This is a genomic window from Veillonella sp. 3891 (assembly GCF_003992315.1).
GTDB lineage: Bacteria > Bacillota > Negativicutes > Veillonellales > Veillonellaceae > F0422.
Map to the genome: position 1 here is coordinate 18,366 of NZ_RQVE01000003.1, position 24,557 is coordinate 42,922.

At 39.1% G+C, this 24,557-nt stretch carries 23 protein-coding genes and 1 riboswitch; of the genes, 22 read left to right on the plus strand and 1 reads right to left on the minus strand.

Annotation, left to right across the window (positions count from 1 at the left end):
- Window positions 1-2: 2 nt before the first annotated feature.
- The 4 genes from gatA to EO118_RS02210 are packed head-to-tail and all read left to right on the plus strand — an operon-like array spanning window position 3 to window position 4,879.
- Window positions 3-1,460, plus strand: a complete 1,458-nt coding sequence (gatA, locus tag EO118_RS02195) for an Asp-tRNA(Asn)/Glu-tRNA(Gln) amidotransferase subunit GatA (RefSeq protein ID WP_127068427.1) — start codon at window positions 3-5, stop codon at window positions 1,458-1,460.
- A complete protein-coding gene (gene gatB, locus EO118_RS02200; RefSeq protein ID WP_127068428.1) occupies window positions 1,457-2,902 on the plus strand; it encodes an Asp-tRNA(Asn)/Glu-tRNA(Gln) amidotransferase subunit GatB in 1,446 nt (481 codons plus the stop codon). The genes gatA and gatB overlap by 4 nt, the downstream gene beginning before the upstream one ends.
- 8 nt (window positions 2,903-2,910) lie before the next feature.
- Window positions 2,911-3,246 (plus strand): hypothetical protein, encoded by a 336-nt coding sequence (locus tag EO118_RS02205; RefSeq protein ID WP_127068429.1) that lies wholly within the window; start codon window positions 2,911-2,913, stop codon window positions 3,244-3,246.
- A 25-nt stretch (window positions 3,247-3,271) separates the two neighbouring features.
- The gene (locus EO118_RS02210) at window positions 3,272-4,879 is read left to right on the plus strand and encodes a glycosyltransferase family 39 protein (protein ID WP_127068430.1); all 1,608 of its coding nucleotides are present in this window, start codon (window positions 3,272-3,274) and stop codon (window positions 4,877-4,879) included.
- Window positions 4,880-4,997: 118 nt separating this feature from the next.
- On the opposite strand, the gene EO118_RS02215 is transcribed toward EO118_RS02210, so the two are convergent.
- The gene (locus tag EO118_RS02215; RefSeq protein WP_127068431.1) at window positions 4,998-6,824 is read right to left on the minus strand and encodes a phosphoethanolamine transferase; all 1,827 of its coding nucleotides are present in this window, start codon (window positions 6,822-6,824) and stop codon (window positions 4,998-5,000) included.
- Between the two features lie 175 nt (window positions 6,825-6,999).
- Here EO118_RS02215 and EO118_RS02220 point away from each other — a divergent pair, with 175 nt between their 5' ends.
- The 18 genes from EO118_RS02220 (at window position 7,000) to def (ending at window position 24,552) form a co-directional block, all read left to right on the plus strand.
- The gene (locus tag EO118_RS02220; protein WP_127068432.1) at window positions 7,000-7,731 is read left to right on the plus strand and encodes a ScpA family protein; all 732 of its coding nucleotides are present in this window, start codon (window positions 7,000-7,002) and stop codon (window positions 7,729-7,731) included.
- A complete protein-coding gene (gene scpB, locus EO118_RS02225) occupies window positions 7,728-8,264 on the plus strand; it encodes an SMC-Scp complex subunit ScpB (protein WP_127068433.1) in 537 nt (178 codons plus the stop codon). The genes EO118_RS02220 and scpB overlap by 4 nt, the downstream gene beginning before the upstream one ends.
- 1 nt (window position 8,265) lies before the next feature.
- A complete protein-coding gene (locus EO118_RS02230; RefSeq protein WP_127068434.1) occupies window positions 8,266-8,988 on the plus strand; it encodes a pseudouridine synthase in 723 nt (240 codons plus the stop codon).
- Between the two features lie 8 nt (window positions 8,989-8,996).
- Window positions 8,997-10,241, plus strand: coding sequence for an NAD(P)/FAD-dependent oxidoreductase (locus EO118_RS02235; protein ID WP_127068435.1), 1,245 nt, complete (start codon window positions 8,997-8,999; stop codon window positions 10,239-10,241).
- A gap of 1 nt (window position 10,242) precedes the next feature.
- Window positions 10,243-10,929 carry a (d)CMP kinase gene (gene cmk, locus EO118_RS02240; protein ID WP_127068436.1) on the plus strand — a complete coding sequence of 229 codons (687 nt, stop codon included), beginning with the start codon at window positions 10,243-10,245 and terminating at the stop codon, window positions 10,927-10,929.
- On the plus strand, window positions 10,922-11,527 hold the full coding sequence (locus EO118_RS02245; RefSeq protein WP_127068437.1) for a 1-acyl-sn-glycerol-3-phosphate acyltransferase: 606 nt from the start codon (window positions 10,922-10,924) through the stop codon (window positions 11,525-11,527). Before cmk ends, EO118_RS02245 begins: the two co-directional genes overlap by 8 nt.
- Window positions 11,528-11,536: 9 nt before the next feature.
- Window positions 11,537-13,444 (plus strand): bifunctional 4-hydroxy-3-methylbut-2-enyl diphosphate reductase/30S ribosomal protein S1, encoded by a 1,908-nt coding sequence (locus tag EO118_RS02250; protein WP_127068438.1) that lies wholly within the window; start codon window positions 11,537-11,539, stop codon window positions 13,442-13,444.
- A gap of 136 nt (window positions 13,445-13,580) precedes the next feature.
- Complete coding sequence (der, locus tag EO118_RS02255; protein ID WP_127068439.1) at window positions 13,581-14,915, plus strand: ribosome biogenesis GTPase Der; 1,335 nt, start codon at window positions 13,581-13,583, stop codon at window positions 14,913-14,915.
- 5 nt (window positions 14,916-14,920) lie between these two features.
- On the plus strand, window positions 14,921-15,511 hold the full coding sequence (plsY, locus tag EO118_RS02260) for a glycerol-3-phosphate 1-O-acyltransferase PlsY (protein WP_127068567.1): 591 nt from the start codon (window positions 14,921-14,923) through the stop codon (window positions 15,509-15,511).
- 2 nt (window positions 15,512-15,513) lie between these two features.
- Complete coding sequence (locus EO118_RS02265) at window positions 15,514-16,518, plus strand: NAD(P)H-dependent glycerol-3-phosphate dehydrogenase (protein ID WP_127068440.1); 1,005 nt, start codon at window positions 15,514-15,516, stop codon at window positions 16,516-16,518.
- An 82-nt stretch (window positions 16,519-16,600) separates the two neighbouring features.
- The gene (rsmD, locus tag EO118_RS02270) at window positions 16,601-17,146 is read left to right on the plus strand and encodes a 16S rRNA (guanine(966)-N(2))-methyltransferase RsmD (protein WP_127068441.1); all 546 of its coding nucleotides are present in this window, start codon (window positions 16,601-16,603) and stop codon (window positions 17,144-17,146) included.
- Window positions 17,147-17,161: 15 nt separating this feature from the next.
- Window positions 17,162-17,653 (plus strand): pantetheine-phosphate adenylyltransferase, encoded by a 492-nt coding sequence (gene coaD, locus EO118_RS02275; protein WP_127068442.1) that lies wholly within the window; start codon window positions 17,162-17,164, stop codon window positions 17,651-17,653.
- A 9-nt stretch (window positions 17,654-17,662) separates the two neighbouring features.
- Entirely contained in the window at window positions 17,663-18,103 is a 441-nt protein-coding gene (locus EO118_RS02280) for an ATPase (RefSeq protein ID WP_127068443.1), read from the plus strand.
- A 246-nt stretch (window positions 18,104-18,349) separates the two neighbouring features.
- A complete protein-coding gene (locus EO118_RS02285; protein WP_127068444.1) occupies window positions 18,350-18,796 on the plus strand; it encodes a GNAT family N-acetyltransferase in 447 nt (148 codons plus the stop codon).
- A gap of 217 nt (window positions 18,797-19,013) precedes the next feature.
- Window positions 19,014-20,195, plus strand: coding sequence for a bifunctional phosphopantothenoylcysteine decarboxylase/phosphopantothenate--cysteine ligase CoaBC (coaBC, locus tag EO118_RS02290; protein ID WP_127068445.1), 1,182 nt, complete (start codon window positions 19,014-19,016; stop codon window positions 20,193-20,195).
- Window positions 20,196-20,252: 57 nt separating this feature from the next.
- Window positions 20,253-20,355: riboswitch (SAM riboswitch) on the plus strand.
- 50 nt (window positions 20,356-20,405) lie between these two features.
- Window positions 20,406-21,596: a methionine adenosyltransferase gene (gene metK / locus EO118_RS02295; protein WP_127068446.1), complete on the plus strand. Its 1,191-nt coding sequence runs from the start codon at window positions 20,406-20,408 to the stop codon at window positions 21,594-21,596.
- Between the two features lie 296 nt (window positions 21,597-21,892).
- Entirely contained in the window at window positions 21,893-24,073 is a 2,181-nt protein-coding gene (priA, locus tag EO118_RS02300; RefSeq protein ID WP_127068568.1) for a primosomal protein N', read from the plus strand.
- A gap of 8 nt (window positions 24,074-24,081) precedes the next feature.
- Window positions 24,082-24,552 (plus strand): peptide deformylase, encoded by a 471-nt coding sequence (gene def, locus EO118_RS02305; RefSeq protein WP_127068447.1) that lies wholly within the window; start codon window positions 24,082-24,084, stop codon window positions 24,550-24,552.
- Window positions 24,553-24,557: the final 5 nt, after the last annotated feature.

The window sequence follows — 24,557 nt, forward strand, 5'->3', positions numbered from 1 at the left end:
ACATGACTCTTTTTGAATTACATCAAAAATTAGTAAATAAAGAAATTTCTGCCGTAGAGCTTACGAAAGCTGTATTGGCACATAAAGACAATGTAGAGCCTACAGTACATGCGTACTTATCAGACTCTCACGAAGCGGCATTAGCACAAGCTGAGGCTGTGGATGCTAAAATTGCAAAAGGAGAAACTATTTCTCCATTAGCAGGGATTCCTGGAGCGATTAAAGATAATATTTGCACGAAAGGTGTGGCCACTACTTGTGGATCCCACATGTTGGAAAACTTTGTGCCTCCGTACAATGCTACTGTTATCGAAAAATTAGAATCTCAAGATGCTGTTATTTTGGGTAAATTAAATATGGATGAGTTTGCTATGGGTAGCTCCACAGAGAACTCTGCTTTAGGCAAAACCACAAATCCATGGAATCCAGACTACGTACCAGGCGGTTCTTCCGGTGGTAGTGCAGCAGCTGTTGCCAGCGGTAGCGCTATTTGGGCATTGGGTTCCGATACAGGTGGATCCATTCGTCAACCAGCATCCTATTGTGGCGTGGTTGGTTTGAAACCAACTTACGGTAATGTATCTCGCTATGGCTTGATTGCCTATGCATCTTCTTTGGACCAAATTGGACCTGTAACGAGAGATGTACGTGATGCAGCCATCGTGCTAAATGCCATTACTGGGCATGATTTCCACGATTCTACATCCATCCCAGGGGATCGTGTAGATTATACAAAAGCTCTTGTGAAAGATGTAAAAGGATTACGTATTGGTGTTCCAAAAGAATATTTTGGTGAAGGCTTACATCCTGAGGTGCGTGCAGCTTTGGAGAAAGCTATTGAAACCTATCGCAATATGGGTGCCACTATTGTGGATATTTCCTTGCCAACTACAAAATATGCCTTGTCTGCATACTATATCATCGCCTTAGCAGAAGCTAGTTCTAACTTAGCTCGTTATGATGGAGTTAGCTATGGTCTTCGAGTGCCAGCTGACAATTTAGTAGAAATGTCTACAAAAACTCGTACCCAAGGCTTTGGCGAAGAAGTGCAACGTCGGATCTTGTTAGGTACCTATGTATTGAGCTCTGGCTATTATGATGCGTACTATTTAAAAGCCTTAAAAGCTCGTCGTTTGATTAAAAATGAGTTTGATGCAGCGTTCCAAGAATGCGATGTATTATTAACACCAACAGCTCCGAATACAGCTTTTAAATTTGGTGAAAAAATTAATGATCCTTTGACAATGTATTTAGAAGACGTATGTACAGTGCCAGTTAACTTGGCTGGTATCCCAGGTATCAGTATTCCAGCTGGATTTGGCTCTAATGGTATGCCTATCGGTATGCAATTATTGGCGCCAGCTATGGGTGAAAGTACATTGTTACAAGCTGCGTATAGCTTTGAACAAGAATGTCCTGAATTTACAAAATTGCCAACTATGGGAGAATTGAAACTATGAAATATGAAACAGTCGTAGGCCTTGAAGTTCATACTGAACTGAAAACAAATTCAAAAATATTCTGCTCCTGTACAACGGCCTTCGGGGGCGACCACAATACACATGTATGCCCAACTTGCTTAGGTTTGCCAGGAACTATGCCTGTGTTTAACCAAAAAGTATTGGAATATGCTATTAAAGTTGGTTTGGCATTGAATTGTGAAATTGTACTATTTAATAAATTTGACCGTAAAAACTATTATTATCCAGATTTGCCTAAAAACTGGCAAACATCTCAATTTGATTTGCCTATCTGCGTGAATGGTCATCTTGATGTAGAAGTGAATGGCGAAACTCGTCGTATTCGTATTAATCGTATCCATATGGAAGAAGATGCTGGTAAATTAGTGCATAGTGGTGCTACTATTTCTAGCTCTGATAGCTCTAATGTCGACTACAACCGTACAGGTGTACCATTATTGGAAATCGTATCTGAACCAGATCTTCGTTCTGGTGAAGAAGCACGCCAATATGTGGATAAAATTCGTGCCATTGTACAATACTTAGGCGTTTCCGATGGACGTATGGAAGAAGGTAGCTTGCGTTGTGATGCGAACATTTCTATCCGCCCTGTAGGGGAAATGAAGTTAGGTACAAAAACTGAAATCAAAAATATGAACTCCTTAACAGGAATCCAAAAAGGTATCGAATACGAAGCACTTCGTCAAGCGGAAGCATTGGAAGATGGAGAAGCCATCGTACAAGAAACTCGTACTTGGGACGATAGCAAAGGGATTACTCTTTCTATGCGTAAAAAAGAGAAAGAAAATGACTACCGTTTCTTCCCAGAGCCAGATTTGGTACCTATCGTAGTGGACCCTAACTATGTAGAAGAGATTCGTCAATCCTTACCAGAGTTACCAGAAGCGAAACAACAACGCTTTATGGAATCCTATGGATTGTCCAGTGAAGATGCTCGCACATTGACAAGTCAACGTGCCACAGCGGACTATTTCGATGCTGTCGTAGAGGCTGGAGCTGATGCAAAAACAGCATCTAACTGGATCATTGGTGATTTAGCAAAACTTGTGAATGATACTGGTATTTCCTATGCAGACAGCAAGGTACAGCCAGATCAATTAGCTGCAATGATTAGCCTAATTGAAAAAGGTACAATTTCTGGTAAAATTGCCAAACAAGTCATTGTAAAAATGTTTGAAACTGGTAAAAACCCAGATAAAATCGTAGAAGAAGAAGGCTTAGTTCAAATTACCGATACAGGAGCTATTGAAGAAATTGTAAAACAAGTCATTGCAGATAATCCTAAATCTGTGGAAGATTTCAAATCTGGTAAAGGTAAAGCTATCGGATTCTTGGTAGGCCAAGTGATGCGTGCCTCCAAGGGTAAAGCAAATCCTGGCGTCGTGAATGAATTGTTGGAAAAACATTTACAAGCTCTATAGGAGTTACTATGAGTCAAGAACAAAAGTATGAAGAAGGAACACGCGTTCTTTCAGAAGAAGAAGTACGTGATTTTGACGGAACAACTATTGATGAAGAGGGGCGTACATATGACGCTCCTCATCACCAATCTTCTCAACAGGAACAACAGGGTTTTCAAACTATTCCTAATATGAAGGTATTCTTGTGGAATGCCCTTAATTGGAAGTGGAAAGCAGGCTTAGCAGTAGGGGCAGCAGTGGTGATTTTAGTGCTATTCACGTTAGCTAAATTTATCATTGCTGGTGCCTTTGTGATTATCCTAGCTTGGTTAGTGATGCGCTTGTTGGGAAAACTATTTTTTTAAATCTGAATACAGAGGTTGTATTGCTATGGAACAAACATTTTCATGGAGACGGTTTGTATGGCTAGGGATGGGAACATTCTTGTTCTACCTGTTTATGGCATGGGCATTGCCTGTGACGGATACAGTGGAATCAAACTATGCTTTGTCTGCCGTGACCATGATGAAACATGGAGAGTTTTTGTCTCCTATGATTTATGACATGTATTGGTATGATAAACCAATTATGGCATATTGGGGGCTTATACTGTCCTACTCTTTGTTTGGTATCTCTGATTTGGCTGCTCGATTGCCATCCATTGTCGTTTCTACTTGTACAGTATTAGCGATGTATCGGATGGCTTTCAGTATATATCAAATAGAACGAGTTGCCATGTGGAGTGCCATTGCCCTAGGAACGGCGTTAGAATTCTGGTACATCGGTCACGCTGTCGTAACGGATGGATATTTATTTCTCTTTTCCATGGGTATTTTTTATTATGTTTACCGAGGTATCACTGGTGAAAGTCATCGCCATATGATCTATGCGTATATTTTTGCTGGATTAGCGGTGCTTACCAAAGGTCCTGTAGGAATTGTGTTGCCAGGGATTATTTTAATTCTTTACGTGGCCTTGAATCGCCGTATGGATTGGTTCAAATATGTTTTTTCTTGGAAAGGTATCCTTGCCTTTATTTTAGTCGTAGCACCTTGGTATGGCTATATGTACCATGTTCATGGTGATGCTTTTATACATGGTTTTTTAGGGCTCCATAATGTGACGAGAGCCACAGTACCAGAGCATCCTGAACATAATTGGTGGTATTTGTATTTTGCTTTGTTACCAATCTGCATGATGCCATGGACTAGTTTTGTGGTTCGTGGTATTAATGAACAGAAACATGCCTATATTTGGTATTGGTCTATTTTCTGGCTTGTAGGCACGGTTCTGTTCTATACGTGTATGGCCACTAAATATATTACGTACACATTCATTATGCTGATTCCGTTGGCATTATGGGCAGGCATGGGCATTCATGCTTGTATAGAAGGATACAAAGAACGTAAGATGACCTGGAAGGTGTTTATCCTATATGCGCTGGGTGGAGTTCCATTTTTACTAGGATTAGTCATAGCGGGATTGAGCATGTCTTTGTCACATAGTGCGTATCTTTGGATAAGTTTAGCGGTAACAGTGGTGAGTTGTATCTATGCCGCTAGTAAACGAACAGGGCATGTCTTAGTGTGTAGTATGGCAACTAGTGCTATCGTATTCTATTTAGCGTTAGTTCCTAATTTAGTACCAATTATGGAAGACCAATCTGGAAAAGTATTAGCTAATGAAGTGATGGCATTGGAGGGGGCTACGCCACTAGATGTGTATCAATATGGCAATTATCGCACGTCTTTGTCCTATTATCTAGGGCGGACGACTTCCTATATTCATTACAAAGAACATGAAAGTGTTTGGGAAGATGGGAAGAATATTATGCCTATGGTAAAACCTACTGAATTGGCAAAAGATAGAGAGAAACTATCTCGGGCTTTAATTTATGTGCCCAATAAATACACAACGTATTTTAAAGAAACAAGTATTTATGACCAGGTTCAGCCAGTAGAAAGAGATTCTCGAGGAGTCTTCTACAGAGTGAAATAATGATGATGATAGTATTGGGGATGCTCCTAACGAGTGTCCTCAGTATTTTTTGTGCATACAATAGACATAAAACAGGCACCAACTGCAATAGCTGGTGCCTGTTTTGCGCCTGTACATTTTATTTTGCCTCAGGATCTAAGGATAATGGTTGTGTACCTAACATTGTAGTTAAGTTATTCACATTAAAGCGATAAGCTTTGTTAGAGAAATCTCTTGTGGCATCGTAATTACCAGAAGGAGCATGTATGATGCCCACTAGCATATCATACAATAAGTCATTAGTAAAATATTGTTGCTCATGATTGCGTAGGGTATTTGCCGTTTCTGGATACGCAGTACGATACGTAGGAGATAAGTACACCCACATTGGGATCCGTGTCATTCCAAAGTTGAAAATATCTGGATTATGCGATGTTTTTATATTTTCTCCGTGGTCAGAGAAGTAGACCATGGCTTGTAAGTTTAAGTTATCTTTAGCATAGGTATAAATTTCTTGTAACAACCAATCTGTATAGAGTTGGCTATTAGCATAGGCCTCAATGCCTTCTGGATTTGGACCTTGTTTCCATTTGCTAAACTCGTGTGGATATCTATCATTGTAGTAAATATGGCTACCCATAATATGAATGACGATGAAATTATTTTGGTTCTTTGGTACGTCTTTTAAAAGTGGTAATAAAGCGCCATCATATTGATCGGAGAAGGCGTAGGATTCATGCGCCCATCGAGGGGTGTCACTAGCTTTTGCGATAAGGGAGATAGCAGTATCATACTCGCCATATACACCTTGGTTAGACAACCAAGAGGTATGATATCCAGCTTTTTTTGCTACATCGATAATAGTCGTAGCATCAAAGAATGGTTTATCATCATATTGATTACGCTCTGTTAAGGCTCTTTCTAAAGTTGGTACTGTTTGTACATAGGAAGAGTAAGCGTGCTTAAAGACATTGAAGTTTGGGTTTTGATACAAGGAACCTTGCCATGGCGTATCATCATAAGGGAAGTCTGGTGTGTACATTTTCATGTAATCTCTAGAAGAAGATTCTCCGATGACTAAGATGACAGTACCCGGTGTTTTTTGTGCCGCTGTTTCTGTAGTGCTTAATTGTAAATTGTTGAAGACACTCACATGCTTATCGTTATAAGATTGCAATTCTTTCATATAAGCTCTTACTTCTAACCAGTTGCTGACGATATCGGTACGAGGGAACAAATAATATCCACCATATACAATGAGTGCAATGGACACTATCCACTTCATATCATTTTGATAGCGCTGAAAGAAAGAGGAAATAAATGTAGTAGGCTCATCATTTATTTGAGCTTTCACATTGGCGAAGTAGAAAAGACCAAGAATGATAGCGATGCCAACGATAGCTCCTCCAATGCCACCTACGCCGATGATGTTTTTGACAAAGCCTAAGGCTTCCTCAGGGTTTGTTTGGTATAAAGCCATCATAGTTGCAGGCGTAATGCAATGCCAAGTGGATAGATAGTATCCGATTTGACCTGCTGGAATGAGAAGTAATACTACATCAAGAAGGCTATATAGACTAGCCCAAATTCGTTTTGCTTTTCCCCATTGTAGTAACCAATAGTGTGTAACACTAAGGCCACAGAAGAGAACGAGACCGAAGAGATAGTCGTTGGCAAATTCATAGAAGTAAAATGGTTTTTCATAGGACCAATGGAATAAGAGGGGAAATGTTAATGCCCAACTGATACCCACGATACCATGACCGATAAGATACCCTTTTGTAAAGGAACTACGAATAATCGATTGTAAGACGGTTAGACCTACAATAGTAGGAACGAATAAGGTAAGTACATCTTCTATGTCAAACCCTAAGGTTATAGGTTCGTAGATATAAAATAGTGCCACTGCGATGATAGTGGACACGATGGTATACAGTCCTAGCTGTTTCCATCTTTGACGATGCATAGTGTCGCCTCTCTTTCTGGGTGTAGCAATTTTTGCCTATTTCATTTATAATACATATAGATACATACGTTGGTATGTCTATGTATTATTCTAACTGTTTCTAATAGGAAATGCAATTTTTTCATACAAGGTGTGGTGAAAGCCATACCTTTATTTTTGGTAGAAAGGAGTTTTCATGAATACCTACGATTTTAAACTGGATATTTTTGAAGGCCCTTTGGATCTTTTGTTGCATTTGATTGAAAAGAATCAGATTGATATATACGATATTCCTATTGTGCATATCACTTCACAATATATGGACATTCTGAAAACTTGGAATCAATTCGATATTGCCTATAGTAGTGAGTTTTTAGTGATGGCAGCTACTTTGTTGCAGATTAAGTCACGCCTTTTGTTGCCTAAAGTCAATCATAAGGATGAAAGTGATACAGAAGATCCACGAGATGAGTTGGTGAATCGATTGGTGGAGTTCAAACGTATCAAAGAATTGACGGGTCTCTTAGAAGAACGTGTATCCGATGGTTCCTATGTATTCAATAGACCAGAAGAACTTAGCCAAGTGGGATTAGATCTTGTTTGCACTGTGGAGTGGGATGCTCTAGTGGCGTGCTTTCAGAAAGTGCAAGAAAGGTATCATCGTCCTGAGGTAGAAGCCCCTAAAGTCATGATGGAACGAGAAGAATATACATTAGACCGAGGAATTGAAGATGTATTACTAGCGACGAGACAGCAACAAGTGCCCTGTGTCAATTTGTTTGCAAAGGCACAAACAAAGGAAGAAAGCGTGGTTACATTTTTGGCGTTACTAGAGTTGATGAAACGTCAACTGTTGCGGATTATTGTGGGCAATCACGATGTATATAGTGTGATTGTAGAAGGTATAGAAGAAGGAGAGGCCCTGTGAGTAGCATTGAATTTCAGCAGTTAGAAGCCGTTTTATTTGCAGCGGCTACCCCTTTAACAGTAGATACATTAGCAGATATTTTTGAAGTCTATGTACCAGAAGTTGAAAGAGCTATCAAAGCTTATGAAGAAAGTTTGATACAAGAGCGACGAGGTATTCGGATTCGTAAAAGTGCATCAGGCATAGAATTGGTGAGTGCTCAAGAATGCAGTGAATTTGTTACCAAAATTCGCCACAGAGATGAAAAGCTATCTGGAGCAGCCATGGAAACGTTGGCAGTAATTGCTTTCAAACAGCCTATCACAAAAGGTGAAGTAGAAGAGTTTCGCGGTGTAAACTGTGAAAAAGTACTAAAACAATTATTGGCCCGTGACATGATTGTGGAGTTAGGACGAAAGGAAACTATAGGACGTCCTGTGATTTATGGAACGTCGGATAACTTTTTAAGGACTGTAGGTGCCAATTCTATTGAAGAGTTGCAACAGTCTATGCCTCTTTCAGAGGGGTTATCCATAGATATAGAAGGAGAATAATATGGAACTAGAACGTTTGCAAAAATATATTGCCCGTTGTGGTGTGGCATCACGACGAAAAGCAGAAGAATTAATTACCTCTGGCAAAGTACTTGTGAATGGTAAATATGTAAAAGAATTGGGCGCTAAGGTAAATCCTACACGTGACCGTGTCAAAGTGGATGGACAATTGTTGGAGCCAGAGGCGTTGGAATATTATATTTTCAACAAGCCCAAAGGGGTGATTACATCCATCACAGATCCTGAAGGACGCAAAACTGTCATGGACTATATTAATTCTGTAAAAGTTCGTATTTATCCTGTAGGTCGATTAGATTACCATACAGAAGGATTATTGCTATTGACGAATGATGGAGCTATGGCGCAAAACTTAGCGCATCCATCAAAAGGCGTGACAAAAACCTACGAAGTAAAAGTAAAAGATCGTGTGTTGGATGAACATTTGGAACAGTTAGCAGTAGGTGTCAAACTAGAAGATGGTGTAACTGCACCTTGCGAAATTACAGACTATGGATTCAATGGAAAAACAGGTCTTACCACTGTAGAAATTACAATCCATGAAGGTCGTAATCGTCAAGTACGTCGTATGTTTGAATACTTTGGGTATTCCATTCATAATTTGAAACGTATTAATTATGCAGGTTTGACATTAAAAGGTTTGAAACGTGGAGCATTCCGCAAATTGACGCGAGAAGAAGTGAAACAATTACAGACTATCAAATAAGGGTGAATATGAAACGAATTATTGTCATCGGTGGTGGCGCCGCAGGTCTTATGGCTGGTGTTCGTGCAGCACAATTGGGTGCCTCCGTGCGCATCATTGAAAAAATGAAAATGGTAGGCCTTAAAATGGGGATTACAGGTAAAGGGCGTTGTAACGTGACTAATGCGGCTCCCATAGAAGATTTTATTAAGCAAACGCCTGGAAATGGTAAATTTCTATATAGTGCGTACCAACAATGGACGAATGAAGATATGATTCATTTGCTCAATAGCTGGGGTGTCCCTACTAAGGTTGAGCGCGGTGGTCGTGTATTTCCAGAATCCGATAAAGCTACAGATGTACGCAATGCTTTTATCGACACATACCGCAAATTAGGTGGACAACTTCATTTAGAAGAAGTTGTTAAGGATTTGACTGTAAAAGACGGCGCTATTACTGGTGTTATTACAGATAAAGGAACCTATGAATGTGATGCAGCCATTATTGCTACAGGGGGGATGTCGTATCCATTGACTGGGTCTACTGGCGATGGCTATGAATTAGCCTCTTCTGTGGGACATTCCATTGTGGAACTTCGGCCATCCTTAATTCCTTTGGAAACAAAAGAACATTGGGTAAAAGACTTAATGGGGCTAAGTTTAAAAAATGTAGAAGTCTCTATTATTGCGAAAAATAAAGTCCAAGCAAAACAATTTGGAGAAATGCTATTCGCCCATTTTGGGGTGACAGGACCAATTATTTTATCTGCCTCGCATACAGTGACAAAGTTACTCAAGAAACAAGTAGCTCCTATTATCATTGAAATCAATTTAAAACCAGCCTTATCTCGAGAAGTACTAGATAAGCGTGTACAACGTGATTTCAGTGAATCTCAAAATAAGCAATTAGTAAATGTATTGAAAGGTTTATTGCCATCCAAATTAATTCCAGTTATATGTCAATTAGCAGAATTGGAAGGAACTAAGGCTATTCACGATATTACGAAAGAGGAACGCTTGCGTTTAGTGGATACTATACAACATATGCGACTCACCGTACATAAACCTCGCCCTATAGCGGAGGCCATTGTGACAGCTGGTGGCATTTCTGTAAAAGAAGTAGATCCAAAAACGATGCAATCTAAATTGGTGAATGGTTTATATATGGCAGGAGAAGTCTTGGATGTGGATGCTTTCACAGGAGGCTATAATCTGCAAGTTGCATTTTCCACAGCCTATGTAGCTGCCACTCATGCAGCAGAAGGAGGAGTCTAATATGAATCGACGAATTTCTGTAGCTATTGATGGTCCTGCTGGTGCAGGTAAAAGTAGTATTTCTAAAGTAGTGGCCAAGGAATTAGGCTATTTATATATTGATACAGGGGCTATGTATCGTGGTATTACATGGGCTTTATTAGATATGGGTGTATCCATTGATGATACTGAGTCTGTGGCACAAGCGTTACCTCATATTCAATTGGAATTACAAGCTACTGAAAGTGGCCTTGTGGTATTGGTAAATGGTCGTGATGTATCTCAGGAAATCCGCACACAATATGTAACTAGTCATGTATCACAAGTGGCAGCGCAAAAAGCAGTGCGCACCAAATTGGTAGATATGCAACGACAGATGGCAGCTGCGGGAGGTGTCATTTTAGACGGTCGTGATATTGGTTCCGTGGTATTACCTAATGCGGAATTAAAAGTTTATTTAACAGCATCTGTGGAAACTCGTGGTCATCGACGTTGGTTGGAATTGAAAGATTCCGAGAACATTTCTTTAGAAGAGGTATGTCGCACAGTAGCTGAGCGAGATGCGATGGATATGAACCGGGAGGAATCTCCTCTTGTATGTGTCGATGATGCAGTGGTTGTAGAAACTGATCATCTCAGCATAGAAGAAACTGTGCAAACTCTTATCGACTTAATTCGCAAAGCGGAATTAGGAGGCCATCATGGATAAATTTTCTGAATGCTTATGGCGTTCTGCGTTTACCATCGTCTATGGATGGTGGTATAGAACAAAGGTATATGGGAAAGAAAATGTGCCTAAAGAAGGACCGGTTATTATTTCGCCAAATCATAAGAGTAATAATGATCCTCCTTTATGTGGATTTGCATTGCCACGGCATGTAAACTTCATGGCAAAAGAAGAATTATTTAGCAATCCAATTTCTAAATTAGTTTGTACTTGGTTGGGAGCCTTTCCCGTACGACGAGGTGGCGTGGATAAATTAGCCATTCGTCATGCCATGAATTTGTTGAAAGATAATTTAATGCTAGGTATTTTCCCAGAAGGGACACGACAAAAGGGTGACACCCTAGGGCGCTTTCACGATGGAGTGGCTTCGATGGCATTGCGCACAGGCGTACCAGTAGTACCGGTGGCGATTGTGGGTAGTGATAAAATGATTCGTGGAGAAGTAGCTGTTATTATTGGAAAGCCCATTGCCGTAGAAAAAGCAAAAGCAACAGTAGAAGCGATTGCAGAGGTAAATGATGTGGTAAAAACAGCCATCCAAACTATGATTGATGAGTATAAAGCAGGTAAGTATAAATAGGGGAATGCTATGTTTACAATACGATTAGCAGAAAATTGTGGCTTTTGCTACGGCGTAAAGCGTGCTGTTACGATGGCAGAAAAAGCTGCAGATTCAAAAGATGTGAGTTATACATTGGGACCTATTATTCATAACCCTCAAGTTGTGGGTCGACTAGAGGATAATGGTGTATATGCCATTAATGAATTAAGTGATGTAGAAGAAGGTACTGTTATCATTCGATCCCATGGAGTTGGTCCAGAAGTATATGAAGAAGCAGAAACACGGGGTTTACCGGTGATTGATGCTACTTGCCCGCATGTACAGAAGGCACAGCGCGATGCAAAGTCTGTAGTGGATGAAGGATTAACCTTAGTCATCCTGGGGGAAAAGAAACATCCTGAGGTTAAGAGTATTAATCTGTGGGCAGGTAATAAAGGTATTATCGTAGAAACAGAAGAAGACGCTAAAAATATTCAATTCGTGGAAAAAATTGGGGTTGTAGTACAAACTACCTTTTCACAATTTAAGTTTCAAAGTATAATAAAAATATTAGAACAAAAATCTAAGGATCAAAAGATCTTCAAAACCATTTGTCAGGCTACAGAAGAACGTCAAAACTCTGCAGTGGCATTGGCGAAAGAAGTGGATCTTATGATCGTGGTAGGTGGGAAGAACTCTGGCAACACGACTAGATTAGCAGAAGTATGTCGTGATGTAGGTTGTACTACATACCACATCGAAACTGCTACTGAAATACAAATGACGTGGTTGAAGGACGTCACAACAGTAGGAGTCACGGCTGGTGCATCGACACCAGACTGGATAATTAAGGAGGTCATTCAGACGATGGAAAATTTTGCAGAATTATTTGCAGCATCAGAAGCGCAAGCAGAAGAATTTAAGAAAGGTAATGTGATTGAAGGGGAAGTTGTACAAATCGACGACGAACGTGCCTATGTATCCTTTGGCTACAAAACTGAAGCACAATTAGAAAGAAAAGAAATGGCATACCCTACACCAGCTTCTGCTAAAGATGTATTAAAGGAAGGCGACAAAATTAAAGCTGTTATCCTTAACCACATCAAAGAAGATAGCCCTATTTATCTTTCTATCACTCGTTTGGCTAAAGATGAAGATTGGCAATATGTTATTGAAGCACAAGAAAAAGATGAACCAATCATCTGTAAAGGTGTGGATGCAATTCCTGCAGGTTTAGTCGTAACTGTTAAGTCTTTACGTGGTTTCATTCCACTTTCCCAAGGTGACATTCACTTCGTGAAATCCCTTGATAACTTAGTAGGTACAGAATTCGAAGCTAAAGTACTTGAAGTTGAAGAAAAGAAAAACCGTTTGGTTCTTTCCCGTCGTGAAGTACTTGAAGTGGAACGCCAAGCTAAATTAAAAGAAGCGTTAGCAAATGTAGAAGTTGGCGGTACTTACAAAGGTACTGTTCGCAAAATCATGCCTTACGGCGCATTCGTTGATATCGGAGGAATCGAAGGTTTACTTCACATTTCCGACATCTCTTGGCAAAAAATTAAACGCGTCGAAGACGTGTTAGCAGTTGGTCAAGAAATCGACGTTAAATTACAATCCTTTGATGAAGAAAACAGCAAAATCTCTTTATCTTTAAAAGCATTATCCAAAAGCCCATGGGACGTTGCAGAAGAAACAATCCATGTAGGTGATGTAGTAACTGGTAAAGTAGTTCGCACAGTTCAATACGGTGCATTCGTTGCTATCAACGATGATATCCAAGGTTTACTTCACATCTCTCAAGTGACTAAACAACGCAATGCAAAAGTAGAAGACTACTTGAGCCGCGGTCAAGAAGTAGAAGTAGAAGTAATTTCTTTCAACAAAGACGAAAAGAAATTAGGTTTAAAATTAACTGAGTTAATGGAACCAGTAGCAACTGAAGAAGAAGCTGAATAATTTCTACATAATAGAAGAACAGTAGGTCCAATGGACTTACTGTTCTTTTTTTGCTTTCGTTTATGTGATACAATATAAGTTGATAAACTATGTGTTCTTACTCTTCCTTGGGGAAGTTGAAATATGAGGTGAAAGTATGTCAAAACCATTAGTTGCGGTCGTAGGGAGACCAAATGTAGGGAAGTCTACCTTATTTAATGCCATTGTAAATAAACGAATTTCTATTGTAGAAGATATTCCAGGTGTAACACGAGACAGGATTTATTTCGATGCAGAGTGGTTACAACGTGAATTTACCATGATCGACACAGGGGGGATTGAGTTCATCACTGCGGAAAGTCATGAAATCCCTAAGATGATGCGTTTTCAAGCTCAATTAGCCATTGAAGAAGCGGATGTAATCCTCTTTGTTGTAGATGGTAAGCAAGGGATTACCATTGCTGATGAAGAAGTGGCCAACTTGTTGCGTGCTAGTGGTAAGCCTGTGATTTTAGTAGTTAACAAAATCGATAGTGTAAATCAAGAGGCTAATATTTATGAGTTCTATAATTTAGGTATTGGTGACCCAATTGGTATTTCTGCTAAAAATTTGATGAATTTAGGTGATTTACTTGATGATGTAGTGAAACATTTTCCTCCACAAAGTGCTAGTGAGGAAGATGAAGATACAATCCATGTAGCCTTGATTGGGCGTCCTAATGTGGGTAAATCATCTCTAACAAATGCCTTATTAGGTCAAGAACGTGTTATTGTTAGTGATGTGGCTGGTACAACACGTGATTCTATCGACACCCATTGGAGTCATGATGGACAGGATTTTGTATTAATCGATACAGCAGGTATGCGACGTAAATCTCGTATTGATGCACCTGTAGAAAGATATAGTATTGTTCGTTCTCTTCGTGCTATTGATCGCTCTGATATTGTTGTTTTAGTATTAGATGCTACCGATGGAGTAACTGAACAAGATAAAAAAATTGTTGGCTATGCTCATGAATCTGGAAAAGGTTTAGTCATCGTTGTCAATAAATGGGATTTGATTGAAAAAGACGATAAAACTACATTGCGATTCACAGAAGATATATATGATGAAATGGGATTTTTGCGTTATGCTCCGATCTTGTTTGCTTCAGCTTTAACGAAACAACGTGTTCATCGCTTAGCAGAATTAATTAAATATGTGTCTGAGCAACAACATATGCGTATTTCTACGAGTGTATTGAACCAACTGTTATCAGATGCACAAACAGTGAACCCAGTGCCATCTCGTGGTGGACGGATTCCTAAAATTTACTATATGACACAGGCAAGCGTAAAACCGCCTACGTTCATTTTGTTTGTGAATGAACCAGAATTAATCCATTTCTCCTATATGCGTTTCTTGGAGAACCGACTTCGTGAATCATTTGGCTTTGAAGGGACTCCAATTCGATTAGTACTTCGTGGTAAGAAGGGAACTGATGAAGAATGATAACGATGGAAATTGCTGTATTAGTTTTGGTAGCGTACTTAGTAGGGTCTATTCCTACAGGTTTAATTATTGGAAAACTTTGTTTTCAGACTGATGTGCGCCAATATGGTAGTAAAAACATCGGCGCTACTAATACCTATCGAGTATTAGGTATGAAAGCTGCCTTACCTGTGTTCTTGGGTGATGCTGGAAAAGGTGCCATTGGTGTACTCTTGTTTTCGCCGAATCCAGAATGGATGATTGTCGGTGGATTATGTGCTATGGTTGGTCATAATTGGTCTATTTTTCTTGGGTTTTCTGGCGGTAGAGGAGTGGCTACAGGATTGGGTGTGCTCATTGCATTATCACCGATAGCAGCATTAATTTGCTTTGCTGTATGGGCCGTCATTGTTAAGTTTACTTCCTATGTATCCTTGGGATCCATTGTAGCAGCTACACTGGTGCCTATCGTGATGTACTGTTTATCTGAACCATTGCCATATATTATCTTTGGTGCTGTAGCGGCATTGTTCGTTGTATTCCGTCATAGAGAAAATATTATGCGTCTTTTACAAGGAAAAGAGCTAGCTGTGAAACGTATTACAAAGGATGAGTAATTATGAAAATTGCAGTTATTGGATCAGGTAGTTGGGGTACTGCACTAGCTCTGAAAGGGATAGAGGCAGGTCACCAGGTGACTATGTATTGCCGTACGGAAGAGAAAGCAAATTACTTGCGTGAATATCGTATTAATCCTTATTTGCCAGAAGTTGTATTGCCTAGCTCACTAGAGTTTCAACATTCTTATGAAGCTACCCTGGCAGATGCAGAAGTGGTGTTACTGGTAACGCCATCCAGCTATGTGCGAAGTACTTTACAGGAGCTGAAACAATATTTAAAACCATCTATGATTATCGTAGGATGCTCTAAAGGGTTGGAAAAAGATAGTGAAAAACGATTATCCTTGGTTATTGAAGAAGAAGTTCAAGGTTTAGTGAAAGCGACGGCTATTTTATCGGGTCCTAACCATGCGGAAGAAGTAGGTCGTAATTTGCCAGCTGCTACAGTGGTAGCAAGTCAACATGAAGGGGCGATTTGCACATTGCAAAAAGCCTTGGGTGGACCGAGCTTTCGAGTATACGGTAATACAGATGTAATCGGCGTAGAGCTAGGTGGAGCCACAAAAAATATTATCGCCTTAGCAGCAGGGATTGCCCATGGTATGCAATTAGGTGATAATTTATTGGCAGCTTTACTAACTCGTGGACTTCATGAAATGACGAAGTTTGGCGTTGCCATGGGAGCAAAAGCAGAAACTTATGCAGGACTTTCAGGAATGGGTGATTTAATTGCTACCTGTATGAGTCCTCATAGTCGAAATCGTCGAGCAGGTCAAAAGTTAGCCGATGGAGAGACTATGGAAGATATCATCAACCATTCCCAAATGGTGGTGGAAGGATTTTTTGCTGTTCGTATCATTTATGACTTAGCCAAAGCAAAGGAGATTGATATGCCTATCACCAATGCTCTGTATGAGGTGTTATATCATCAAGTTCCTCCTGCTGAGGTGTTGATGCAGTTGATGATGCGTGATGTAAAACAAGAAGTTTGTAATGAGTCATAGACTATGAGGAAGATTTCATAAAAAATCTATTGTACCCCATAGTAAAATCATGTAGAATATACAAGTATAGGTAGTAAATCGTATGAGAATTATTTCAGGGACAGCTAAAGGGCATACCATACAAGCTCCGAAAGGTATGGATACAAGACCGACACAAGATCGTGTGCGTGAGAGTATTTGTAATGTCATACAAAGTCGAAGAGGATTTTTTGAGACTCAGGTGCTAGATTTATTTTCGGGGACAGGTGCGCTAGCTATCGAATCTTTGAGTCGTGGGGCTAGTCATGCTATTGCTGTAGATACGCGTACTGATACGTGTATTAAGAAGAATGCACAACATTGTAAGGTAGAAGACCGATTGGAAATTATGAAATGCAGTATGGAATCGGCACTTTCACGGTTACAAGGAAAGCAGTTTCAGTTGATATTTTCAGATCCCCCTTATGAGAAAGGGTATATCCAAAAAACATTGGATTTAGTGGAAGAGTTACAATTACTTACCGAAGATGGCTTTTTGATTTTAGAACGCCATAAGAATGAAACATTAGAATTATTGCCCAAGTGGGTGCTTGTGAAAGCTTTATCCTTTGGGTATACTCGCGTTGGCATTCTGTGTCGAGAACCGTAGAAAGGGGCTTATATCGTGAGAATTGGAGTTTGTCCAGGTAGTTTTGATCCTGTTACAAATGGACATATAGATATATTTGAGCGTGCCAGTAAATTAGTGGACAAGCTGATCGTAGTGATTTTAGAAAATCCGAATAAGAAGTACTTGTTTACCTTGGATGAACGGGCTGAGTTAATTCGTCAATCTGTGTCACATATTCCTAATGTTGAAGTGGATTTTGGAGCGGGATTGTTGAATGATTATGTAAAATCAAGAGATAGTCATATTATCATTCGTGGTCTCCGTGCGCTGAGCGACTTTGAATATGAATTTCAACGAGCGTTATTTTCAAAATATTTAGATGATGAGATTGAAACTGTATTTATTATGACTAATAATAAATATGCCTTTGTCAGCTCTACAGGAATACGGGAATTAGCTAAATTCGGTGGTAAATTAGATGGTTTAGTACCAGCTGTTGTGAAACAAGCATTAGAAGATAAATTTAAAGCAGTACAATATAAATAGGAGGACGCCATGAGAACAGAAAAATTATTAGAAGAATTAGAAAATTTGATTGTTACTAGTAACAATATGATTATGACAAATAAAAAGTTAATTGAAGAAGAAGAGATTATGCGCATTGTAGATGCGTTGACAGAATCTTTGCCTCTTGAATTAGAAGAATCTCGTCGTATTGTGGCAGAACGTGACCGCATTGTAGCAGAAGGCCAAAAACAAGCGGATGCATTGATTGAGCAAGCAAAAGAATATATTCAAAAACTAACAGAAGAAAGTGAATTAGTGAAACAAGCACAAGAGCATGCTAATCATATTATCACAGAAGCTAATAAATCTTCTGAGGAGCTTAAGAATAGCTCTATCCAATATGCTAGTGATGTATTCAAATATGTAGAATCTAATTTAGAACGTACATTAGAAGCATTACAAGAAAATCGTCAAACATTATATAAATAAGTACATTAAGACTGTAAGGAATATATTTCTTGCAGTCTTTTTTGTATATACAACAGATACTATACAGTTGTGGTTTTTACTGTATTAGAAGTGCTATGTTAGGTACCGTCGATTTAAAGTACAATGTACCTATGTCAGTAAGGGATAATTCATAATTAAAATTTTGAAAGAAATTAAAAGGATTTTTTATAACTTCGTCGAATACTAACAATATCAGTTTCATATAATACTAAGAGGAGGTATACTATGAATTTTGAAATTCGTAATGGCCACGATTATATTGATGAAGTAAAAGATTTATTTGTAGAGTATGTACAATCCTTAGGTGTATCTGCTAGTGTAAGAGAGTTTCATGGACTGGAAGATAAGTACAAAGGTGAAGGTGAAGCTTTGTATATTGCTTTCATTGATAACAAGCCAGCAGGCTGTGTTGCGTTGCGTTATGTAGATAGTAAGACAGCGGCTATGAAACGTTTATACGTTCGTCCTGCTTTTCGGCATAGCTCTTTAGGTACAAATATGGCAAAGTTAGTAGTGGAAGATGCCCGTGAATTTGGGTATAAAACATTGCTCTTAGATAGTTTACCTAGCATGGAAAATGCAAAAGAGTTATATACTAATTTAGGGTTCAAAAAATTAGATGGAACGAAGAAATCAGTGAAAACTGTCGTTCATTTATCATTACCTTTATAGAGGCCGAGACTTGATGGATTTGTCATCCATTCTATACATATGTGAAAAGCTGTAACAAATTATGTATATTTTAATTTGTTTACAGCTTTTTTCGCAGAGAGAGTATCTTGAACTTTCATAGTTTAAAATAAAGATGTATTACTGAGTCAGATACTGTATAATAGGGTAAGTATAGATAGTCTATTAATCGAATTAGTTCTATAGGAAGGTGAGACCTTTGAAGGGTAAGCATATTGTAGTAGGTGTAACAGCAGGAATAGCAGCCTATAAAGCAGTAGAGTTAGTAAGCCGTTTATATAAAGCGGGAGCAGAAGTAAAAGTGGTAATGACGAGAAATGCCACTAAATTTGTGAGTCCCCTTGTGTTTGGTGAAATTAGTAAACACAAAGTGGCTGTGGAAATGTTTGAAAATGTACAGGATTGGAATGTAGAGCATATTGCCTATGCAACTTGGGCGGATGCCTATGTAGTAGCACCAGCTACGGCTAATATGCTTGCTAAGATGGCCCATGGTATTGCAGATGATATGTTATCGACACAATTGTTAGCTACAACCGCTCCAGTATTTGTATGTCCAGCTATGAATAGTAATATGTATGCACATCCAACTGTGCAAGAAAATTTAACTATCTTGCGTGGTAGAGGAGTCCATGTGTTAGAACCTGACAGTGGACTCCTAGCATGTGGGGTAGAAGGAAAAGGTCGTTTACCAGAACCGCAAAAAATTATGGACTGGGTGGACTTTCATTTAGGAAAAACACAATTAGTAGAAGGTAAAACTGTGATTGTCAGTGCTGGTGGCACGCAAGAAGCTATTGATCCAGTTCGATACATTACGAATCGTTCCAGTGGAAAAATGGGATATGCAGTGGCTCTAAAAGCGGCTCAGGCAGGAGCTAAGACAATATTGGTGTCCGCGCCCACAGATCTTTCTGTGCCAATTGGTGTAGAACGTATCATAGTTCGTTCTGCTACGGAGATGAAAGCGGTAATCGATAGTTACTATGACTCTGCAGATGCTGTGATTATGGCCGCAGCTGTGGCAGATTATCGTGTAGCTGAAGTAGCGGACAATAAAATAAAAAAACAAGAAACTATGACATTAGAGTTAGTAAAAAATCCGGATATATTAGCAAGCTTAGGGGACCGTAAAAGACATCAAAAATTAATTGGATTTGCTGCGGAAACGCAAGATGTCATTACCTATGGAAAAGAAAAAGTGCGCAAAAAGAATTTGGACATGTTAGTGGCTAATGATGTGAGTAAATCCAATGCTGGATTTGATGTGGATACCAATGAAGTGACCTTTATTTATCCTGGAGATCAAATTGTAAATTTACCGAATATGTCAAAACTTGATGTGGCAGAATGTATTATTCAAGCCTTGGCAGACCTATAAATGTGTGCTATAATGACATGTAGTGGTTTTAAACTAAGTATTATATGTATGATACAAGTCTCATCAAGAGTAGTGGAGGGAGAGGCCCTTTGAAGCTACAGCAACCATTCCTTAGGGGAGAAGGTGCTAAATCCAACGATCTTTGATCGGAAGATGGGGATATGATTCCTCATCTTGTGATGAGGAATTTTTTTATTGGAGGTTTTATTCATGGCAGAAAAACATGTATTTTTCACTTCTGAATCTGTAACAGAAGGTCATCCAGACAAAATTGCTGACCAAATTTCAGATGCTGTATTGGATGCTATTTTAGAAAAAGATCCAACAGCACACGTTGCCTGTGAAACATTAGTAACTACAGGCCAAGTTCATGTTGTAGGCGAAATTACTACAAAAACGTATGTAGATATTCCTCATATTGTTCGTGATACAATTCGTGAAATCGGATATACACGTGCAAAATTTGGCTTTGATGCGGATACTTGTGGCGTTAATGTAGCGATTGATGAACAATCTGCAGATATCGCAATGGGCGTAGATGAAGCATTAGAATCTCGTGAAGGCGGCAGTGATGCGTTCGATAAAATCGGTGCTGGTGACCAAGGTATGATGTTTGGTTTCGCATCTAATGAAACTGAAGAGTTAATGCCTATGCCTATTAGCTTAGCGCATCGTTTATCTCGTCAATTAACAAAAGTTCGTAAAGATGGTACATTGCCTTACCTTCGTCCAGATGGTAAAACACAAGTAACAGTAGAATATGTTGATGGCAAGCCAAAACGTATTGAGACTATCGTTATTTCTACACAACATGGTCCAGAAGTATCTTTGGAACAAATCCAAGCAGATATTAAAAAATACGTGATTGACCCAGTGCTTCCAGAAGGATTCATTGATGAAAATACTAAATATTTCATCAACCCAACTGGTCGTTTCGTAATCGGTGGTCCACAAGGTGATGCTGGTTTGACTGGTCGTAAAATTATAGTAGATACGTATGGCGGTATGGCTCGTCATGGTGGCGGAGCTTTCTCTGGTAAAGATCCTACAAAAGTTGACCGTTCTGCAGCATATGCAGCTCGTTACGTAGCTAAAAATATCGTAGCAGCTGGTCTTGCTGATAAATGTGAAGTACAAGTAGCTTATGCAATTGGTGTAGCAAAACCTGTATCTATCATGGTGGAAACATTCGGTACTGCAAAAATCGAAGAAGAAAAAATCTCTGCATTAGTAAGCAAACATTTTGACCTTCGTCCAGCAGGCATCATCGAAATGTTAGATTTGTTGAAACCACATTACAAAAAAACAGCTGCCTATGGTCATTTCGGTCGTACAGATGTAGACCTTCCATGGGAACGTACAGATAAAGCAGAAGTACTTCGTAAAGAAGCTGGTTTATAATCGGTAAAAGATTTGTCATTCGCTTTTGAGTGATACATATATAGAGGATAAAGACGTATGTCTTTGTCCTCTATTTTTGTTATTCCAGTATTAATTATGAGAGTTTAGGTTGTCTTGTAGACACTTCTTATAAGGGGAGTGGATTAGTGTGCCAACTCATTTGCTTCTGTACCCTCATATATATTCGCCTTAAAAGAAATGCCATGACGTGAAAATGTGTAGGACTAGGGTATGAAATAGTATGAATCATAGGTATAAACGTGGTATAATGAAGAGTGTTTAGTCAGGAGGTTATGATGCGTTTAGGTGAAATTATTATCAATCGTTCTGCGAAACAATTGAATAAACCTTTAACCTATGAAATACCTGACTCATTCGGGGACGTACCTATTGGAACTCGTGTGGCAGTTCCCTTAGGAGCCTCCAAAGAAGAGGGAATCCTTGTAGGTTATTGTGACATAGAAAATCCGCCATTTGTGATTAAACCCATATTAGCCGTGTTAGATCCAACGCCTTGGTTTTCATCGGAAATGCTGAGTACAGCTCGTAAGCTAAGTGAGTATTACCTATGCACCTTTGCAGAGGCATTAAGCTTATTTACTGTGGATAAAAGTAAATTAAAATCTTATGACAGACCCAAAATGGAATGGCTTGTGCCTAAGGATTCCTTTCATGTAGAACTATTCGGAGTGAGGAAACAAAAGCAGCGTTTGTTGGCGAAATATTTAGTAGAGCATGGAGCAACTTCGGTGAGTGCCTTGCGACTGGCAGGATTTAGTTTGCCTGTCATTAAGCAAGTAAAAGAATCTTCTCATATCGATGTAGAATGGCGCTATGCAATGACGAAAACACGCTATGAGGAAGTTGCAGGTAGCATAGACATTCCTCTGACAGAGGCACAGCAGTCTGTATATGATCCTATTCAGGAATGCATTGCTAATCATACAAATAAATCCTTTTTGCTCCATGGTGTAACGGGTAGCGGAAAAACACAAGTGTATCTAAAAGCTGCGCAAGAAACAATTCGACAAGATAAGATTGCTATTATTTTAGTTCCAGAAATTGCTTTAACGACGCAAATTGTAAGACGATTTGTAGAAAAGTTTGGACAAGAAGTTGTGGTCTTCCATAGTCAGTTAACAAAATCAGAACGTTACAATAATTGGGAGCGATTACGCCGGAAGGATAGCCATATTATCATAGGTGCCCGTTCTGCCGTGTTTGCACCAACAGAAGATATCGGTCTCATTGTAGTTGATGAGGAGCATGATCCATCCTATAAGCAACAAGATATGACTCGTTATGACGCACGTATGGTGGCAAGATGGCGCAGTGAAAGTCATCAATGTCCAATTATATTTGGTTCTGCCACACCGTCTATAGAGGCCTATTATTTAGCTAACCAAGGCATGTATCAATTATTATCTTTGGAACATCGAATTTTTCATCAACCAATGCCTAAGGTAAATGTTGTGGATATGAAAGAGGAAATGTTCTATGGGAATTACTCAGTATTTTCTATGGCCTTGGATACGTTAATCCAAGAAACGTTGCAGAAACGGGAGCAAATGATTCTCTTGTTGAATCGTCGAGGACATAGTACCTTTGTGATGTGTCGAGACTGTGGTAAACCTATCCAATGCCCTCACTGTGATATCTCAATGGTGTATCATCAAGTGGGACAGGATTTGCGTTGCCATTATTGCGACTATCATGAAAAAGTACCTCAAATCTGCCCTCATTGTGGTAGCCGTAAGATTAAATTTTTCGGTACAGGTACACAAAAGGTTGAAGAAGAATTAGCCAAACGATTTCCCCAAGCTAGAATTGCTCGTCTAGATCAAGATACGACATCTAAAAAGGGTGAATCACAGCGTATTTTGGAAGCCTTTGGTGCAGGTCAATATGATATTTTATTGGGCACGCAAATGGTGGCAAAAGGACATGATTTTTCAAATGTTACCGCAGTAGGAATTATTACAGCTGATTCTGTCTTGCACATTCCTGTGTATACGGCCTCTGAAAGAACGTTTAATTTATTAACACAAGCAGCTGGCCGTGCTGGCCGTGGCGATAAACTAGGAAACGTAGTAGTACAAACCTATAGTCCTGAACATTACGCGATTCAGCATAGTACACACCATAATTATGTTAGCTTTTATCAAGAAGAAATAGAAGCTCGAAAAGCCTTGTTGTATCCACCCATCGGCGAAATGATACAAATAACCTTGTTGGATGAAAAGCTTTCAGTAGTGCGAACAAGAGCGACAGAATTAGTCAATACGTTGCGTCAGGCCTGTACAGGTCAGCGCATAGATATACTAGGGCCCTATGAAAATGGTGCCGCAAAGATACGAGATATGTATCGACTTTGTATTATGATTCGTGGAATTGATTTATCAGAATTAAAATCATACATGTATCATTCAGATATATTTACATTGCCCCATATCTATATAGATGTGGATCCAGTATAGGAGGGAATATGGCAGTTTTAGAAGTAATGAAAACAGGTCATCCTGTATTAAAGCAAATTGCAGAACCAGTAGAGTTTGTAAATAAAAAGATTCGTCAATTATTAGATGATATGGCGGAAACGATGTATAAAACAGATGGTGTAGGCTTAGCAGCACCGCAAGTTAATGTATCCAAACGAATCATTGTCTTAGATGATGGAAATGGCTTAATAGAAGTAATTAACCCAGAAATCGTGAAAAAAGAAGGCTCTCAAATAGGTTTGGAAGGTTGCTTGAGCGTACCTGAACTATTTGGCGATGTAGAACGATACGATAAAATTGAAGTGCATGGTATCAATCGAAATAATAAAAAGATTAGAATTAAAGCAGAAGGATTTTTAGCACGTATTTTTCAACATGAAATTGACCATTTGAATGGTATTTTATTTGTGGAAAAGTTAGTGAATCCCAATGAGATTTTTATCCATAAAAAGGAATAACAATA